This is a genomic window from Pseudomonas sp. GW821-FHT02A11, from assembly GCF_059421985.1.
This window is the reverse complement of sequence record NZ_JBWKWB010000006.1, coordinates 1-16,125: the sequence shown is the minus strand read 5'-3', so window position 1 is coordinate 16,125 and position 16,125 is coordinate 1. Positions and strand designations below refer to the sequence as shown.

General features: G+C 59.9%; 16 protein-coding genes, 1 tRNA gene and 1 pseudogene. 11 read left to right on the top strand and 7 right to left on the bottom strand.

The window, feature by feature from the left end:
• The first annotated feature begins 82 nt into the window (after window positions 1–82).
• From AC07V9_RS11365 to AC07V9_RS11335, 7 genes are all read left to right on the top strand, one after another.
• Window positions 83–262: a hypothetical protein gene (locus AC07V9_RS11365; protein WP_495015813.1), complete on the top strand. Its 180-nt coding sequence runs from the start codon at window positions 83–85 to the stop codon at window positions 260–262.
• A 255-nt stretch (window positions 263–517) separates the two neighbouring features.
• Window positions 518–1,786 carry an OprD family porin gene (locus AC07V9_RS11360; protein ID WP_495015812.1) on the top strand — a complete coding sequence of 423 codons (1,269 nt, stop codon included), beginning with the start codon at window positions 518–520 and terminating at the stop codon, window positions 1,784–1,786.
• A 203-nt stretch (window positions 1,787–1,989) separates the two neighbouring features.
• Complete coding sequence (locus AC07V9_RS11355) at window positions 1,990–2,574, top strand: Panacea domain-containing protein (RefSeq protein WP_495015811.1); 585 nt, start codon at window positions 1,990–1,992, stop codon at window positions 2,572–2,574.
• Window positions 2,574–3,026, top strand: coding sequence for a hypothetical protein (locus AC07V9_RS11350; RefSeq protein WP_495015810.1), 453 nt, complete (start codon window positions 2,574–2,576; stop codon window positions 3,024–3,026). The genes AC07V9_RS11355 and AC07V9_RS11350 overlap by 1 nt, the downstream gene beginning before the upstream one ends.
• A gap of 71 nt (window positions 3,027–3,097) precedes the next feature.
• Window positions 3,098–3,874: an AraC family transcriptional regulator gene (locus AC07V9_RS11345; RefSeq protein WP_495015809.1), complete on the top strand. Its 777-nt coding sequence runs from the start codon at window positions 3,098–3,100 to the stop codon at window positions 3,872–3,874.
• Between the two features lie 134 nt (window positions 3,875–4,008).
• Entirely contained in the window at window positions 4,009–4,182 is a 174-nt protein-coding gene (locus tag AC07V9_RS11340; RefSeq protein WP_081564875.1) for a DUF1427 family protein, read from the top strand.
• 40 nt (window positions 4,183–4,222) lie between these two features.
• Complete coding sequence (locus AC07V9_RS11335) at window positions 4,223–5,182, top strand: quinone oxidoreductase family protein (protein ID WP_495015808.1); 960 nt, start codon at window positions 4,223–4,225, stop codon at window positions 5,180–5,182.
• 174 nt (window positions 5,183–5,356) lie between these two features.
• On the opposite strand, the gene AC07V9_RS11330 is transcribed toward AC07V9_RS11335, so the two are convergent.
• Together AC07V9_RS11330 and AC07V9_RS11325 are read right to left on the bottom strand one after the other, a co-directional pair.
• The gene (locus AC07V9_RS11330) at window positions 5,357–6,106 is read right to left on the bottom strand and encodes a substrate-binding periplasmic protein (RefSeq protein ID WP_495015807.1); all 750 of its coding nucleotides are present in this window, start codon (window positions 6,104–6,106) and stop codon (window positions 5,357–5,359) included.
• 139 nt (window positions 6,107–6,245) lie between these two features.
• Window positions 6,246–6,566 (bottom strand): hypothetical protein, encoded by a 321-nt coding sequence (locus AC07V9_RS11325; RefSeq protein WP_495015806.1) that lies wholly within the window; start codon window positions 6,564–6,566, stop codon window positions 6,246–6,248.
• A 260-nt stretch (window positions 6,567–6,826) separates the two neighbouring features.
• On the opposite strand from AC07V9_RS11325, the gene AC07V9_RS11320 reads away from it, so the two are divergent.
• From AC07V9_RS11320 to AC07V9_RS11305, 4 genes are all read left to right on the top strand, one after another.
• A complete protein-coding gene (locus tag AC07V9_RS11320) occupies window positions 6,827–7,735 on the top strand; it encodes a LysR family transcriptional regulator (protein ID WP_495015805.1) in 909 nt (302 codons plus the stop codon).
• Window positions 7,736–7,843: 108 nt separating this feature from the next.
• Entirely contained in the window at window positions 7,844–9,037 is a 1,194-nt protein-coding gene (locus AC07V9_RS11315) for a CaiB/BaiF CoA transferase family protein (protein WP_495015804.1), read from the top strand.
• Window positions 9,034–9,972: a hydroxymethylglutaryl-CoA lyase gene (locus AC07V9_RS11310; RefSeq protein WP_495015803.1), complete on the top strand. Its 939-nt coding sequence runs from the start codon at window positions 9,034–9,036 to the stop codon at window positions 9,970–9,972. Before AC07V9_RS11315 ends, AC07V9_RS11310 begins: the two co-directional genes overlap by 4 nt.
• A 254-nt stretch (window positions 9,973–10,226) precedes the next feature.
• The gene (locus AC07V9_RS11305) at window positions 10,227–11,561 is read left to right on the top strand and encodes an MFS transporter (RefSeq protein WP_495015802.1); all 1,335 of its coding nucleotides are present in this window, start codon (window positions 10,227–10,229) and stop codon (window positions 11,559–11,561) included.
• Window positions 11,562–11,621: 60 nt separating this feature from the next.
• On the opposite strand, the gene AC07V9_RS11300 is transcribed toward AC07V9_RS11305, so the two are convergent.
• The 5 genes and pseudogenes from AC07V9_RS11300 to AC07V9_RS11280 form a co-directional block, all read right to left on the bottom strand.
• Window positions 11,622–11,978: a DUF3597 family protein gene (locus AC07V9_RS11300; RefSeq protein WP_495015801.1), complete on the bottom strand. Its 357-nt coding sequence runs from the start codon at window positions 11,976–11,978 to the stop codon at window positions 11,622–11,624.
• A 704-nt stretch (window positions 11,979–12,682) separates the two neighbouring features.
• Window positions 12,683–13,021 (bottom strand): DUF6124 family protein, encoded by a 339-nt coding sequence (locus AC07V9_RS11295; protein ID WP_495015800.1) that lies wholly within the window; start codon window positions 13,019–13,021, stop codon window positions 12,683–12,685.
• A 747-nt stretch (window positions 13,022–13,768) separates the two neighbouring features.
• A complete protein-coding gene (locus AC07V9_RS11290) occupies window positions 13,769–13,933 on the bottom strand; it encodes a hypothetical protein (RefSeq protein ID WP_495015799.1) in 165 nt (54 codons plus the stop codon).
• 453 nt (window positions 13,934–14,386) lie between these two features.
• A tRNA-Thr gene (locus AC07V9_RS11285) sits at window positions 14,387–14,462 on the bottom strand.
• 297 nt (window positions 14,463–14,759) lie between these two features.
• A pseudogene (locus AC07V9_RS11280) lies at window positions 14,760–15,962 on the bottom strand (methyltransferase); the annotation flags it as partial.
• Window positions 15,963–16,125: the final 163 nt, after the last annotated feature.

Genomic DNA, 16,125 nt, shown 5'->3' with positions numbered 1-16,125 from the left:
TCCGTCTGTAACAAAAGCTACGTAGATTCCGCAGTCCAAGACGCAAGAGGTTATCCCTATGAACGCAGGTCAGGAGTCACGTATGACTCGAGGTTTGTCTGCGAGCAGTGAAGCTCGGCAGATGATGGCGGACTGGTTACGGATAACCCAGACTCAGAGAAATCAAGCGCCGGACTACAGGACCATGCTGACCGAGCGTTATCCCTGTGGGCTGATCAACGACGCCGAACTGGAAGCGTTGCTCGGCATATTGAATAACTGAAAATGTGGCGCCTCTGCTTGGTCTGGGGAGGCTTTCACCCTCGTCGATTTGGCTTTCATCAAATTGACACGTCTGTATGCGGCGGATAGCATTCACGCCTCCACCGCCTGTGGCCTAGCGCCATGTACGTGCATCAGTAGTCCACTGCGATGATTTCGTGCGGGCTTCCGGGACAGTTTCAAGTCTGGGGAGACGCAATGACCTGCCCGGGTTTTTGCCACAGCGCGCGAACAATCTGCACACAAGGACAACAAGATGAAACAGCGTATCGGCCTGCTCGCCCTGAGCATCTTCGCCGCCAGCCACGCCATGGCAGACGGCCAGGCAGACTCCAACGGCTTTGTCGAAGACAGCAGCCTGAAGGTCAATCTGCGTAACGCCTACATCAGCCGCGATTACAAAGGCGGGCCTGAAGACCGTGCCGAATGGGGTCAGGCGTTCATGGCCAACTATTCCTCCGGTTTCACCCAAGGCACCGTCGGTGTCGGCGTCGACGCATTCGGCCTGTACGCCGTGCGTCTGGATGGCGGCAAGGGCAAGAGCGGAGCCGGTGGCATCGACTTCTTCAAGCAGGGCGACAGCGGCAACGCAGCTGACGATCTGCAGCGCTTCGGTGGTGCGGTCAAATTCCGCATCTCCAAGACCGAGCTGAAATACGGCGATATGATGCCGGAGCTGCCAGTGCTGAGTTACGACAACTCGCGCCTGCTGCCGGAAAGCTACACCGGCACGATGATCACCTCCAAAGAGATCAAGGACCTGACCCTGGTCGCCGGTCGTTTCACCGCGCAGACCCGCAAGAGCGCCGAAGGCCGCGACAGTGGCGACCTGAAAAGCATCAACGTCTACGGCGGTAGCTACAAGTTCACCGACGCTTTCAGCGCGGCGTTCTACGGCTCCGATGACGAAGACACGCTGAAAAAGCAGTACCTGAACCTGAACTACGTCTTCGTCCTGCCGCAGGATCAGTCCCTGACCCTGGACTTCAACGGCTACAAGACCAAGCTGGACAAGGACATCGCGGTTGACGACGCGCGCGACAACAAAATCTGGAGCCTGGCAGCGACCTGGGCCACCGGCATCCACTCCTTCACCATCGCGCACCAGCGCAGTACTGGCGAAACCGGCTACAACTATGGCGGTGTGCGCAGCAACGGTGGCTTCAGCGATGGCGGCAACACCATCTACCTGAGCAACTCCTACTGGTCCGACTTCAACGCCAAGGACGAGCGCTCCTGGCAGCTGGGCTACGGCGTGAACCTGTCGACCGTCGTGACGCCAGGCCTGAGCTACAAGGTTGCCTACGTGCGTGGCGACAACATCGACGACGGCACCAACCGTGGCGATGGCGACGAGCGTGAACTGTTCAGCCAGCTGACCTACGTCGTCCAGAGCGGCCCGGCCAAAGACCTGTCCCTGCGCCTGCGCAACTCGTGGCTGCGTGTCTCGGACAACGCCTCCAACTACAACGTCGGTGGTAACGAAACCCGTATCTTCATCGACTACCCGATCAACGTTTTCTAACATTGAACGGCGGTTGAGCGGATGCAGTAAAGAACGCCCCGGTCGAGAGATCGGGGCGTTTTTGTTTTGCGGCGGTGTTGGCGTTTTTCGAAAATTCGCAAGATGGGTGGTATCAGGGTGTGCCGTCAGCGACTTTTGATCGGAGTACAATCCGCGTTCGTAGCGTCTATGCTCCTGATTTTCCGGGTTTGAAACCAACATCTATGTCTAAAACCACCCGCAATCGCCTGATCAACGCCATCGTGTTCTTTGCCGAGAACACCGAGTGCTGCGGCAAGATCAAATTGTTCAAACTCCTGTACCTGCTGGATTTCGAACACTTTCGGCAGACCGGCAAGAGCGTGACAGGGTTCGAGTACCAGGCGTGGAAGTTCGGCCCGGTGCCGGTGGACCTGATGGAGGAATGGGAAGACCTTGCGCCAGATCTGGCGCAGGCCGTTCGTATCGTTCCTCAGCGGGTCGTTGATTTCGAGCGGATGCAGGTGGAAGTCTTACCCGGCTTCGCGTTCGATGCAGATGACTTCACACCGCGCCAACTGACGATCATGCAGGACCTGGCCAAACGCTACAAAACTACCTATTCACCGCGCATGATCGACGTCACCCATGAGCAAAACGGAGCATGGGACAAGGTCTGGCAGGACGGGCGCGGCAGTCATGAAGTCATTCCTTACGCGCTGTCCATTGCTGATGATGCGCTGGATCGCTCGGCCTTTTTGCGAGTTGCCACCCAGCAAGCGATGTACCAGTCGGCTCTGCACGCCGCACGCCTTAACGCAGGTGTCTGATGGGGAGGGTTGTTGCGGTTGCCGGACAAATCTGGCGCGATGAGTGTTACTACTTTGATCGGGTGACGGGGGAGTGCAAGCGCAAGTTCGTTCTCGTGCTGGCGGTCGATTCGGGGTCAGGCGATCTGGTAACTGCTGTTTTCACCTCCAAGTCTCATGGGGTGGTTGAAGAGCCAGCTTGTTTCCTCGGACCTCCTCGTGCGGGCTACTACGTCGGTGTTCCGGGGGAAAGCCTCTCGCTGGAGAGCTGGGTTGAACTCAGCAGCATCGACACACTGGATAACAGTGATCTCGCCATTCACGTGAGCAGTGGCCGCAAGCGGTTGATCGATCAACGTCTTCCTGATGCCCTTTTCTGTGCTGTGCTCAGATGCGTTCTGCAATCTTGCGACATTACTCGCAGGCAGTCTCGATGGGTCGGCGATACGGCGGCTGCATTGTGTTGTGCCTGACGGAGGCTGTAGCGCCAGTCGCAAGCGCTGGTTAACATTGGCCATCTCCCCACTGTCACCCGGTCACCCCCATGGCCCTCGCCGCGCCGCCTGATCTCACCAACACTGCTGTCCCTGTACAGCGCGTCTCGCGCACGTATCCGCGTGGGTTGTACATCGAACCCCATGAGCATGACTGGGGGCAGGTGTTGTATGCGATGTCGGGGGTGATGTGGGTCGAGACGCCGAACGAGGCGCTGGTGGTGCCGCCGCAGCGTGCTGTGTGGCTGCCGCCGGGGGTGCCTCATGGTATTCGCGTGGTGTCGGATCTGGAGATGCGCAACATCTACCTGCGTCCGGCGCTGGCGCAGACGCTGGAAAGTTCGGTTCAGGTCTTCGAGGTGGCAAAGCTGCTGCGCGAGCTGATCGTCAATCTGGTGGCTGAAGAAGACAAGGATTCAGAGTATTACAGCGCGCTGGTGGGCCTGGCGTTGCTGGAGCTCAAGCGCGCGAAACGTTCGCTGCTGAAGGTGCCGATGCCGGACGACAGCGACCGACGGCTGATGAATGTCTGCCAGGCGGTGATGATCGAGCCTTCGATCGACGTCTCGTTCGAGCAACATGCCGAGAACGCCGGAGCAAGTGTGCGTACGCTGGCGCGCCTGTTTCAGGGTGTGCTGGGCATGGGTTTCGCTGAGTGGCGCAGGCAGGTGCAGCTGGCGACTGCGGTGGCTGAGATCATTCAGGGCGTGCCGGTCAGTACCATCGCGCGTTCGATGGGGTACTCGCCCAGCAGTTTCAGCGACATGTTTCGTAGCGAGCTGGGTGTGGCGCCTTCTCAGTATCCGTTGGGCGAACAGGCGGGTTGACCGTTTTGGGCTGCCTTGTCCGAAATTCAGAAGTACTTGGCCGGTAGCTCAGCGGCCCATTTCTTACACTCTGGTCATCGCTTCACGCCGCCGTGCCGCAATCGTGCCGCACGCCGCAAGCCCCGGAGTTCGTCATGAGCTACATCATTTCCCTCGCAATCGGCATTGCCGTCGGCCTGTTGTACGGCGCCCTCGACTTTCGCTCTCCTGCGCCGCCCTTGGTCGCGCTGGTCGGTCTGCTCGGCATGCAGGCGGGCGAAAAGCTCTGGCCCATGGGCCGCCAGTTGGTTGCCAACCTGATTTCCTGATTCCTGCGATTTCCGCTTCTCTTCTCTGGATGTGAACACCATGAAAGCACTGCAATTTTCCCGAACCGGCGACCTGGCTGCGCTGGAAGTCGTCGAGCTGCCCACCCCCGTTCCCGCAGAAGGCGAGGTGCTGGTGCAGATCAAGGCCGCGGGCTTGAATCCGAGCGATGTGAAAAACGTGCTGGGCCGTTTCCCCTACACCACGCTGCCGCGAGTGCCGGGTCGTGACTTTTCCGGTGTCGTGATCGAAGGCCCGCAGGCGTTGATCGGGCAGGAAGTCTGGGGCACGGGCAATCAGATCGGCTTCTCGCGCAACGGCTCCCACGCCGGTTACATCACCCTGTCGGCCAAGGGCGTGGCGCTCAAACCCAAGTCCCTGAGTTTCGCCCAGGCCGCCAGCCTCGGCGTGCCGTACACCACGGCCTGGGATGCGCTGGAGCGCAGCCTGGTGGACGCCAATACGCGTTTGCTGGTGATCGGTGCCAACGGCGCGGTAGGCAGCGCGGCCATCGCGTTGGCGAAAGTGCGTGGCGCAAAAGTGCTGGCAGCGGTGCGTCGCCCGGAACAAGTGCAGGCGTTGAAAGAGCAGGGCTACGACGCCATTCTGCTGGGCAAGCCTGAAGAGTTGGCAGCACAGGTTGGCGCGGTATTCACAGGCGGCGCAGACGTGATCTTCGACACCACCGGTTTCTGGCTACCGGCCTCGGTTCAGGCCTTGGCGCCGTTCGGCCGCATCGCCATCATCGCCGCGCCAGTGGACGGCCACGTGCAACTCCCGGCGCTGGCGCTGTATCGCAAAGGCGGGTCGGTGGTGGGCATCAACTCGCTGCTGTACAACGTCGAAGCCTGCGCCCGCATGCTCGAACAGTTCGGCCAGTTGTTCGACGAAGGCAAGCTGCCGCTGCCGACCGATCTGGTGGAAACGCCGATTGAACAGGGCCTGGCGCATTACGCGGCGGTGAATCAGGGCAGTACGGACAAGGTGATTTTGTTGCCGTGAACGCTCAAAGGTCATCAATGGTGATCTTTACTCGGTGAGGAGACGCCAGACGTCTCCTCACTTCCGCCAAAAGCCTGTCGCCTGGTTCCTTAGTTAAGGATGAGATAGAGCGCTGCTTCTCCTCTGGACCGGTGCATTGAGCTACTGGGCGCGATAAATTGGCCAACGTCAGTTTCACCAAACCGGCAACCCCTTCATATACCCCGCCTCAATCCTCTCCTGCGTGCCATCGGCTTCCAGCGTGTCGATCGCCGTTCTCAGCTTCTCCACCATCACCGGATCGCAACGCTTCGAGCACGCCAGATACAGGTTGGCGGTCATCAGGATGCGGCTCATGACCAACGGCTGATCGCTGACCTGCTTCCAGAAGTAGCGCGTCTCCGGCACGCCGTTGAACCAGGCATCGACCCGCCCCTTGAGCAGCATCTGCGCCGGGTTTTCGCCGATCTTGAGCGGGTAGATCTGCGACGCCGGAAAGCCCTCATCGCGCAGACGGGTTTCTTGTGCGGTGCCCAGGCCTACGGCGATCAGTTTGAAGGTCTTCTTCGCCTCTTCGAAGCTGTCGACGCGTTTGGTCAGGCTGAAAAACGTGCGGTCCATGGTCAGGATCGGGGCGATCCAGGTGAAGTTATCTTCGCGGCTCTGGGTGCGTGTCAGCGGGGCGATCAGCATGTCCCGGCCGATGCTCACTTCGCGCTGAGCACGTGGCCAAGGGGAAGACAGCAAATTCGCGGAATACCCGGCCATGCCCACAGCCTTGAGCGCGACATCGCCGACGATGCCGTGCTGCTTTCCCTGATTGAGCATGGTTAAAGGAGGCGCTTCGGGGGCGTAGAAATCAACGTCAGGTGTCGCACACGCAATCGGCGGCCACACCAGCAACGCGCCGATGGCGGAACAGGTAAAGCGAGACATCCATTTCATGGCAGCAGCGCTCAAGGTCAATACTGGGCCTGTCGGGCAGGCCTCTTTCCTGGCTCATGATTCGGTGATCATGATTTTGCTGGTCAACTTACAGCATTGCGCCGCAATGCTGAAAAACATCCCTGTAGCGAGGGTGAGATCAGGTCTTGTTGTGCTCGTTGGTGTAACGACCGCTCAGTTCCCAGCCGCATTCCAGGAGCATGTCGATCCAGTCTTCATAGGAATCGTCAACATCGAGCAGGTTCATGAACTGGTCTTCGATGTGGCAACGGAAGGTCTGTTCCTCGACGTTCCACTCAACGTCGCGAATCCGCCAGGCGCGCTGATCGGGCAGTTGAATGTTCAGGCCGTGGAACGGCACGAACGGCAGCTCGACCTCATACAGAAGCTTGGACCATTCCGAGGAAATTTCAGGGGTCTGATGGGTCCAGACGTATTTGATCAATCGGACTTTGTGCACGGTGGGTCTTCTCTCGTGTTGCGTTTACGGGTCGCGGCTGTCTCATGTGGAGGCACTGGCCCGTGGGACATGGCTATACGTTACTCGAAGGCAGCGTGATCGGGGAGGGGCCTGTTCGATCAATGCATCGACGCAGCGCCCCCAGCCGGGTAAACACTCGCAAATACGGGCGGTACACGACTCAGACAGATACACCGGCAAACGTTCATTCGTCGGTTTGCGTATATGCTGGGCCTCGCCCGGCCACTGAGACCTTCAGCATGCTGCACAAAAACCTCATCCGCCGCCTTGATCTGATCACCCTGAAGCTGTTCGTTGCGGTGTATGAAGAAGGCACACTGACCCGTGCGGCGGCCCGCGAGGCCATTGCCACGTCGGCGGCAAGCAAGCGGCTGATGGAGCTGGAAGAGGTGCTCGGCATCGGCCTGTTCGTGCGCAACGCCAAAGGCATGGTGCTCACTGCGGCGGGCGAAACCCTGCTGCATCACGCCCGCCGCATGCTCTCGGATCTCGAAAAAATGGGCCTCGAACTCGACGAGCATTTGCAGGGCATGCGCGGTTACGTGCGCATGCTGGCCAATCTCTCGGCGATCATTCAGTTCCTCCCCGAAGACCTGCACGACTTCACCACCAGCCACGCCCTGGTCAAGATCGACCTTGAAGAGCGCCCCAGCAATGGCGTGGTGCAAGGCCTCATCGACGGCGTCGCCGACATCGGCATCTGCTCCGAAGACACCGACGTGCAGGGCCTCTACAGCGTGCCGTATCGTCGCGATGAGCTTGTGGTCGTGATGCGTCCCGATCACCCGTTGGCGAAACGCGATCAGGTGGCGTTCGAGGACACCCTCGGCAGCGACCACATCGGCCTGCACGCCGCCAGCTCCATCAACATGCGCACCCACACCGCCGCGCGCTCCCACGGCAGGCCGCTGCGGGTGCGCATTCATGTCCCGGGCTTCGACGCCATGTGCCGCATGGTGCAGGCCAACATGGGAATCGGCGTCCTGCCGCGTAAGGCGTTTGAGTTGCTGGGTACGCCATTGGGCCTGACCGCTGTAGCCCTGAGCGACGCCTGGGCGCAACGCACGCTGATTCTGGTGGTGCGTGACAAAGCTGCGCTGTCGCCGGTCAGCCTGCTGTTGTTCGAGCACCTTCAGCGGCACCTGTGAGAGCGTTCGCGTTTCGCGAACGACCCTTGCCAACATACGGTTGGATTTGCCGAGCGCCGGTCCTCTAGTCTTGGTTACAAATTCCAAGAAACACTTGAGGTATCCGCTATGACAGGCCCCCTGAACGGTGTGCGCGTGATTGAAATCGGCACACTGATCGCAGCGCCCTTCGCCGCCCGCCTGATGGGTGAGTTCGGCGCCGAGGTGATCAAGATCGAATCCATGGGGCAGGGCGACCCACTTCGCAAATGGCGAAAGCTCCACGAAGGCACCTCGCTGTGGTGGTACCTGCAATCGCGCAACAAGAAATCCCTTTCGCTGAACCTCAAATCCTCCGAAGGCATCGAGATCGTTAAACGCCTGGCCGAAAGCGCCGACGTACTGATCGAAAACCTGCGCCCCGGCGCGCTGGAAAAGCTCGGCCTGGGTTGGGATGTCCTACACGCGCTGAACCCCAAACTGACGCTGGTGCGTATCTCCGGCTACGGCCAGTCCGGCCCTTATCGCGATCGTCCGGGGTTCGGCGCCATCGGCGAGGCCATGGGCGGCATTCGCTACACCACTGGCACACCCGGCTCGCCTCCTGCGCGAGTGGGCGTCAGTCTCGGTGATTCGCTAGCCTCGATGCACGCCGTGATGGGCGCGCTGATGTCGCTGCTGCGGGTGAAAACCGGGCAGGGCGATGGCCAGATCGTCGATGTGTCGCTGGTCGAAAGCGTGTTCAACGTCATGGAAAGCCTGGTGCCCGAGTACGACATGCTCGGCCACGTTCGCGAACGTACCGGCGGCGCGCTGCCGGGTATCGCGCCTTCCAACACCTATCCGACCGCCGAAGGCGCCTTCGTGGTGATCGCGGGCAACAGCGACCCGATCTTCAAGCGCCTGATGCACACCATCGGCCGTCCTGATCTGGCCGAAGCCCCTGAATTCGCCCAGAACGATGGCCGCGCCGCGCAGAGCGACATGCTCGACGCCGCTATCAGCGCCTGGTCGTCCAGCCTGCCCATCGATGATGTGCTGCAAGCACTGGAACAGGCCGAAGTGCCAGCGGGGCGCATCTACAACGTCGCAGACATCGTCGCCGACCCGCACTATCAGGCCCGCGAGATGATTCTCGACGCGCAGTTACCCGGCGGCGCCAACGTGAAAATGCCGGGCATCGTGCCCAAGCTTTCCGAAACGCCGGGCACTGTGAACTGGCAAGGCCCTGCGCTTGGTCAACACACCGACAGCGTGCTCGGCGAGCTGGGCCTGACCGTCGCCGATATCGCGCAACTCAAGACCGATGGGGTGGTGCAATGATGACCGACTTTTCCGAGCGCCTGATCGTCCAGGAAGTCTCGCCGCGTGATGGCCTGCAGATCGAACCGACCTGGGTCGAAACGGCCGACAAGATCGAGCTGATCAACCAACTTTCTATGGCCGGTTTCAGCCGCATCGAAGCCGGTTCTTTTGTTTCGCCCAAGGCCATTCCGGCACTGCGCGATGGTGACGAGGTGTTTCGCGGCATCCAGCGCCAGCCCGGCGTGATCTATGTGGCGCTGATCCCCAACCTTAAAGGCGCCGAGCGCGCGATGGCAGCGGGGGCCGATGAGCTGAACCTGGTGATGTCGGCCAGCCAGACCCACAACCTCGCCAACATGCGCATGCGTTGCGAGCAGTCGCTTAGCGCCTTTGGCGACATCGTTTCATACGCTGCGGGCAGCGCCGTGAGCCTCAACGGCTCGATTGCGACGACCTTTGGCTGCCCCTTCGAAGGCAAGATCGATGAAGACCGGGTGCTGCAGATCGTCGACGCGTATCTGGAGCTGGGCATGCAAGGCATCTCCCTCGCCGACACCACCGGCATGGCCAACCCGCGCCAGGTGCATCGCATCGTCCAACGCGTTTTGACTCGCCTGCCGGCGTCGGCGCTGACCCTGCACTTCCACAACACCCGAGGCCTGGGCCTGAGCAACGTGCTCGCGGCGTATGAAGCCGGTGCGCGACGTTTCGATGCCTCCCTCGGAGGCCTGGGCGGTTGCCCGTTCGCCCCCGGTGCGTCGGGGAATATCTGCACCGAAGACCTGGTGAACCTGTGCGACGAAATGGGCATCGAGACCGGCATCGACCTGCCGCATTTGCTCAAGCTTTCGCGCGGCCTGCCTGCGCTGCTGGGGCACGAAATGCCAGGCCAGGTCGCCAAGGCCGGGCGTAATTGTGATCTGCATCCGGCACCGGAAAACCTGCCGACCTGAGTCGAAAAATCCCCCCTTGTGGGAGCCGGCTTGCTGGCGAATGCGGTGGGTCATCAACTCCTCCGTGACTGGCCTGACGCTTTGGTCGGAACGCCGCCCGCACCAAGCCGGCTCCCACATAAGGCGCTCGGCTGACAACCAGAGTACGCATGGGGTCGCACCCATAAACACGAACGAACACGCCCCACAGCCTGTTCGTCCAGACAACAAAAACAAAAGGGCTCCCTTTGGGAAGTCCAACTGGAGTTACCGCAATGACAATCTCTGTTCTGAACCCGAACAGCAGCCTCGCCGAGGTTGTGAGCGCCGAAAAAGCGCTGATCCGCAAAGTCGCGTGGCGCCTGATGCCGTTGATCATGGTTTGCTACCTGTTCGCCTTCTTCGACCGCATCAACATCAGCTTCGCCAAGTTCCAGCTGCAGACCGACCTGAGCCTGAGCGACACCGCCTATGGCTTGGGCGCGAGCCTGTTCGTGATCGGTTACGTGCTGTTCGAAGTGCCGAGCAACATCATGCTGTACAAGGTCGGCGCACGCCGCTGGATCGCCCGGATCATGATTTCCTGGGGTGTCGCGACCGCCTTGATGGTGTTCGTCAACGCCGAATGGCAGTTCTACGTGCTGCGCTTCATCATCGGCGCGATGGAAGCCGGTTTCGCACCGGGTGTGCTGTTTTATCTGACGCTGTGGTTTCCGCAGACCTACCGTGGCCGCATCACCTCGATCCTGTTCCTCGCCTCTGCATTCGCAGGACTGCTCGGCGCACCGATCTCGGGTCTGGTGCTCGGCCACATGGACGGCGTGATGCAAATGCGCGGCTGGCACTGGCTGTTCCTGCTCGGCGGCCTGCCGTGTATCGCACTGGGTATCGCCGTGCTGAAGATTTTGAAAGACCGTGTGTCCGACGCGCCCTGGCTCACTGATGCCGAGAAAACCTACCTCTCCAGCCGCATCGCCCAGCATGAACCAAACAAACACGGCTCACTGCTCACCGCCCTGAAAATGCCCGGCTTTCTGATGCTCGGCCTGATCTACTTCCTGATTCAGGTCGCGTCCTACGGCCTCAACTTCTGGGCGCCACAGCTGATTCGCAGCGCAGGTGTCGAGAGCCCGGTCATCATCGGCCTGCTCACTGCGATTCCCTACATCTGCGGCGCCATCAGCATGGTCGTCGTCGGGCGGCTGTCCGATGCCAGCGGCGAGCGTCGCAAGTTCGTGTGCGGCCTGGTTGTGCTCGGCGCCATTGGTTTCTTCAGCGCCGGCATTTTCGCCCAGCACACCAGCATGCTCATCCTGTCGCTGGCCATGCTCGGCGGCGGCATCGTCGCCTCCATCCCGGCCTTCTGGACCCTGCCACCCAAACTGCTGGCCGGTGCAGGCGCAGGCGCAGCAGGCGGTATCGCGCTGATCAACACCCTCGGCCAGTTCGGCGGCATCGTCAGCCCGATCATGGTCGGCAGCATCAAGGACATGACAGGCAGCACCACGCCCGCCCTCTACGTGATCGGCGTCACCAGCGTGATTGCAGCGGGATTGTTGCTGTGGGCGCTGCCCCAGAAATTGCGCACCCTCGACAAGAGCCACGACTGAAAACAAAAACGCTGCGCCTGATGTCAGGCGCAGCGTTGCAGGTGGGGTCAGGCCCTCAGGTCATTGGGACGCCTTGGCCAGAACAGCGGCATGCAGCTTCTCATTCTGCTCTGCCGTGCCTTCATAGGGGTCAATACCGACCTCTTTAGCCAGCGCCTTGCGATGCTCAAAGCTGCTGTTCAGGTCCAAGGCCTTCAACAGGTCGACAATCGAGGATTGCGGGTTCAGGCCCGCGTTAGCCTGTTTCAACGCATCGAGTTTGGTTCTCACCTGCTCGGCGCTGGCCGGCGCAGGCGTCCCGGTGGCAGTCGCCGTACCTCCCGTCGCCGTTGCAACAGAGGGATCAGGCGCAGTTTGCGGGCTGGCATTGGCTGACCCAAATCCGAGTTTTTCAAGAATGCTGCTAAGAATGCTCATGGTAATTCCCTTTTATCAGTGATCGTTCTGTGCGGGCGATGGCCGACGGGCGACATGCCCCTCTGTACAAATGCACCATCCCCCTCGTCGCGGCGGCAGACATCTCGTCACAAAAGCCATAGTGGGCATCAACAAACGCCAAGCCATGCCTCCACCCCCCGGATTTCAGGTCGTGGAGTCGATGCATGTCGTGGGACGGCCGAAACGTCATCCGTTGCCGGAAATGGGATCGTCACAGCCTTGTGCGTTGAAGCTGTCCATAAACGTGTGGCCGAGCAGTCAGCGTGCAGCGTAGCCGCTAATTACTTGAGTGGCAGGGAGAGGGTTCGGTTCCGGGGGATGGGCTGAGGTGGGGGTTATCGGATGAGCGGCGTCGCGTGGGTAGAGACGTTGAGCTGCGGTATGTTGCTAACTCAGCGCTGCAATTGAGCCGCTATTGGCTTCCACACCCCACGCTTATTCATTCCTGAAGCTCAGGCTCATAGGGGCTCATAGTTGGCCTATAGCGGCTCATATAGGCTCATTCCGGCTCATTCCATGATTGCCGCTCGGAACAATGGCGCCTATGTCTCCCAACCGTTTCTCGACTCTCTCGGTGAATTGGGAAACGCAGGCGATTTATGAGGGGGAGACAACCGGCGAGAGGGCGCCATCGAGGATGAGCAAGGAAGGACGCATGAGCGCCTTGAGGCCTGAGCCGACTGCTAAAGGGACACAGGCGTATCGGACGCGCGAGCGCCTTCTTGAGCGCGTTCACGCTTCTGACTCGCCAACCCCGCCAGCGAAGCCTCGACCAACGCCTTCGCCGCTTCGATCTGATGTACGACCGATCTGGCCAGTGGCCGAAACTCGGCCGTCGTGTTGTCAGCGGACTCATAGGCCGTGGCGGCTGCGCAACTGAGGTATTCAGAGACCAGGACCAACGCGTCGTCCACGCGGATACCGGACTGGACATTGAAGAGACTGTGGCTGCCAAAGTTGACGCCGAAGGGGATGGATTGAGTGACCGGGATTTCGGGTGGGTGAGGCGTGGATCTGATCATCGTGACGCTCCTGACGTGGTGAAACCGCCACGCTTCGCGACTAAACGAAGGGTGGCGGCCATACGCGGGTTAGTCGACCAGAACGTCAGGCATCCGGCGCACACGAATGTGCCCCACGTACGGCCACCATAAAACACACGCGCTGCTGCCGAGGACAGCAATGCGAGACATGGAGGCGCGTTGTACACCTGACGTATTCGGGCGACTAAACCCGGTCGCTGATAGCAACGACGGGCGAGAAGGTAGACGCGGCGTCAGGCCTGTACAAGCGGTTGGGGAGGATAGCGACTAAATTCAGAAGCGTCCTACAGGATCTGGTTTGTTTTGTGGGGGGATGTGTCGGTTGCGACCAAGTCCATACGTCGACTCAGCTAGAGAAACCCTCGGCTCGACAGGAGAAGGTCTCCTAACTACGGTTCTTTGCGTGACAAACTGCTCTGTGGAACGCCAGTGAGGACGTTATGGAACGCTATAGAAATTTGAATGGAGATTCAGGTGTAGTTGGATTCGAGATAGGAACGGGCTCGATACTGGTCCAGTTCAATGATCAATCACAATATCTGTACGATTCCTTTAAGCCCGGATCAGTGGTTGTCTCCGAACTTCAGCGGCTAGCTCGAGAGGGAAGAGGATTGAATACCTATATAAGCCGAATTGTTCGTAAGAACTACTCGAAGAAAATCAGATGATCAGCCTACTACTTAATACAGCTATCTGTACCAGTGACTGGATGATGACTAAGGCTGCTTATGTCGCTTCTATCTTTTGAGACGTTGCAGCGATGTGGCGCCAGCTTTCACAGACTTCGACCTGGCTGATGCCGAACTTGGAGGAGATAACCTTGCGGTCCGCAAGGGCGCGCAGCATCACGAATATTTTCGACCAGGTGCCGAGCGTAACGCATTCGCTCATCGCCCAATCACACTCATAGCGCCGAATGACATGCGCAATGTTGTGTCAGGCAGAAACCGTTTCGTCACGACATCCTGCAATTGGAACCAGTATTCCTTCAGGCGAAAGTGGCCGACGTAAGAAATGTACTTCAGGGCCTCGTCATCGTTTCGATTCGGAGACCTTGGGCTTTGAGCTTTGCGAGAAGTGCCTGGGGCGTCAGTGCAGGTTTTGCATAGGGATGCTTTGCAGGTTTGGGCGCCGTCTTGGCCATGGTCAAATTCCGTGCAAAAAAACTCGCCTTTTGCACGCCTGCAGGTTGCAGGGTCCTACCCGGTGGGTAAGACGTGTGACGAGTGTATTGCGCTCGGGTTGATGAGAGTAACTGGCGCCATCAATCAGAAATGTGGAGTTGTGACATGCAGCACAAACAAAAAAAGGCCCACCTTTCGGTGAGCCTTTCTCGCTGAGTCATGGTGCCGGCACCAGGAGTCGAACCCGGGACCTACTGATTACAAGTCAGTTGCTCTACCAACTGAGCTATACCGGCGTGTGGGCGCTGATTATAGGGATTTGGTCTGTCGAGTAAAGCCTTAATTTCAGTTTTTTTACCCTGCTTATGCTTTCCGGTGCTGGGCGTTATTCACAAGTGATCCTTCGGGGAGGCGATGAGCGGTGGTTTTGTGGAACTGTTCTCATTCGTTCGCAAGCTACTGTTTTTGCGCAAATTTAACACTTGTCTAAAAAATGACCAATTCGTGAAATCGTTTGCGGATCAGGTTTTCCGTGCGTTCGCCGGAATTTCGTCAACAGAGTTATCCACAGGTTGGCGCTCTTGGTGTGGGTCATTTCGTTCGGCGAGGATGAGCAGATTTCTCGGTGTGACGTAGCTGGCGCAGAAGGTGCCGATCCGGACTTCGTAGTCATGGTGTTGCAGGTAGAGGGCGCGGTCGAGGATGAGCCAGAGTTCGAGGGGGCGGCGGAAGAGGTTGCGCAGCAGTTCGAGGTTGCGCACGTGGGCGAGGCGTTGCCAGCCGGTGGCTTCGAGTTCTGGCCAGTTTTGCGGGCCGGGGGCTGGCAGTTGTTTGAGTTCGGCGAGGTCGCGGCAGTAGTCGGCGAAGGGTTTGTCGAGCCAGGCGCTGGGCAGTGAGGGGGTGGGCAGGTAATCGTCGATGCCGCGCAGCTGGCGCTGCAGCACGTCGAAGGCCAGGCGGCGGGCCATGGAGGTGTCGCGCTGGCGGCGTACGCGGGCGCCTGCGGTGACGGTTTCGCTGAGGGGCAGGCCGAGGTCGTCGAGGGACAGCTTTAAAGAGGAGGTGCGGCCTTCGTTCGACAGCGCCTGGTAATGGTCGCTGGCGATGCGGTTGTAGCAGCACGGGGCGATGGCCAGTTGTTGGCAGTGGGCGTCGCTGGCCAGTTGCATGAGGCGCACGTGGAGGTCGCCGCAGGCGTGCAGGGCGACGGGGGTGTAATCAGCGTCGAGTTTGTCAGCAGCGGTGTCGGCCATGACGTCCTGGTGCAGATGGGTGGCGTGCAGGCCGAGTTTGTCGCTGAGCTGGCGGCCTGATGCAACCAGCGCTGGGTCGTATTCGAGGCAGGTGAGGGCCTGGCCGTCGTGGGCGAGGCGTCGGCCGAGGTGGCCTTTGCCGGCGCACCAGTCCAGCCAGTGTGTGGGCGTTTGGCGAAAGCTCAGGCTGCTGGCGAAGGCTTCGATCTGTTGCCATTTGCGACCGGGCACGTCGACGCTCATGCGCGAGGTGATGGCGTTGAGGGCGTGGGTCGGCAGGGCGTCCATTTCGCTCAGGGCTGTGGATTGCCGGGCGAGTTGGGCGAAGGGCTCGGGGGCGTCGAGGTGTTCGGGGTGGTTGTGGGCGGCTTCGGCGTCTTCCAGGGAGCGTTGGCGCAGCCAGGTGGATAGCTCCGGGTGCTGGGCTTCCCAAGGTAATTGGCGATGGGTGAAGGGTTTTGGCCGCCACAGGTGTTGGTGTGCGAGCAGGAAGGCGTCGAGCGCGAGGAAGCGGGTTTTGAGGTCGGCGGGGTGCAGGGGCATGAACGGAATGAGCAGGGCTGGGCGTGGGAAGAGCTTACTGGGTATTGAAGGAAGGAGGTAGCTGAGGGTGAATGCTTACTTCTGTGGGAGATTCTATGTTTGGGGGGCAACCCCCAAACGTCTGGCAGGGTCGTAATCCTGCTTTTTCTTCAGCAACGAATAG